Raw genomic sequence first — 1,720 nt, 5'->3', positions numbered from 1 at the left:
CTTCTGTTGTAGAAGGGATTGTTTGCTGAGAATTTAACAAATGGAATGATTTTATATTTTCTTTTTAATTGGGTATTTTTCAATCTTTCAAAAGCGTTATAACCTATTTTATTGATAATCCGCTGGTCAGTCTCCTCGTTATGATATGAAAACTTTGCTGACATCATTGCAACTTCATTAATGTTACTGCTGGAGACATCCGTTTTATTTATTTGATAGAATTGACGTAGTTTCTCCTTTATCTTTGGTATGAGTTCTTCCTCACTTATTGCAGATTTTTTTAAGCCTTCTACAGCATCATGAAGAAATGTGATTTCATCAAGTGATATTTTGATCAGAGGGTTTCTTTTGAGAGTTAGTAGGATAAATGGCTGGTTTGCATGATCAAGAGTACTGTCTACAAAATTACCTAATGAATTTATTTTCATTCCGAACATTAATGTATTGCGGGTATGATGTGTTAGTTGATATTCCCCTAGTCTTTGGAATAGATCACCAATACTGGTTTTTTTTACGATATCTTTAATCTGACTGGTTTGTTCTTCTGGCAGGTTTGTATCGTATGTCTCAAAATAAGGGCTGGGATCTGGAATCATTCCATCTGAAAACATTTTTTCAAAAAGAGCACGTATCTTAGCTCTTTCGAGACGTTTTTTGTTTTCATCACTTACTCCTATTTCTGATATAGACTCGCCCGAACTACTCCTTTTTAGAAAGGCCTTGCTCTCCATTTCGGGTAGTAGTCCTTTATCAATATATGCCCCTCCAAAATTGAAAGCATGATAAATTCCTATAAATCTTTCGGTTATTAAAGAGTCAGTAAAGCCTAAGCTGTATTTAATATATTGAATCTCTATTGGTTTGAAATCAATCTCGTCTCTATGAACGACAGCATCGACAATGGATGTTTCAATTTTATTTAACAATTCACTGGTTTTATCCCATTGTATGGCAAACGACTGCTTTACATTATCTGAAAAACTGGAACTCATTATATTCAATTGTTCTACGTTTGGGCTTTTACCCATAAAATCATCAATTATTTTCCAGGTGCGATCTTTCAACTTCGCTATATCATCATCTGGAGAATCTTTCTCAATAGCATTTTTGTTTATCTCGGACATCAGCAGCGAATATAGTATTTTTTTGTATGCCAAACGTTCGGGAGCCCATACATGGAGTACGTAGTCCGGGTTCACCTTGGCCCATATTGTCAGACAACCAAACTCCCAACCTTCAATGGGATCGACAATGCTGACATGCATATTCTTGGGTACACGGAAGTCTCGCATGATAACACCTGATAGATTGACCTACATGGTTTCCCGGGGGATTGCGATACTTGCCCTTTCACCGGCGTGATCAGAGGGCTTTAAATGTGCAATAAACGTAACAGACAGTGTAGTATGGAGTTCCGTCAGATTCCTTATGGAATCAGCCCTGACCCATCGTCGTCAAAGGTTGTGGATTCGTCAGATTCTGTATCACTCTCTGGGTTGCCGATGGCATAAACGACGGACTCTCACCAGTTCGATGGCCTGACAGGGCACTGATGTCCTGTACCAGACGCTGGTAGTGTTGGTTCAGCTCTGTGTCGTTCAGGCTTACCACCCCTTGCTGCTTACTCTTCGCTGTATCCGTGTCAGCGTCGTCTTTCCCGCCTCGGGCCAGGCTGCTCAGGTAATGTACCAGCCGTTGCCCTCTGCGAATGATCCTGTTC

Annotated in this window: 2 protein-coding genes; both read right to left on the bottom strand. The window is 39.7% G+C overall.

Features of this window, described 5'->3' with window-relative positions; all coding sequences use genetic code 11:
- Positions 1-1,292, bottom strand: a 1,292-nt coding sequence (locus KDK16_RS09325; RefSeq protein WP_257275757.1) for a hypothetical protein, incomplete at its 3' end; no start/stop codon positions are given.
- Positions 1,293-1,434: 142 nt separating this feature from the next.
- Positions 1,435-1,720, bottom strand: a 286-nt coding sequence (locus tag KDK16_RS09320; protein ID WP_257275756.1) for a hypothetical protein, incomplete at its 5' end; no start/stop codon positions are given.

The organism is Endozoicomonas sp. SESOKO4 (genome assembly GCF_024606275.1).
This window is presented reverse-complemented; position numbering and strand designations above follow the sequence as displayed.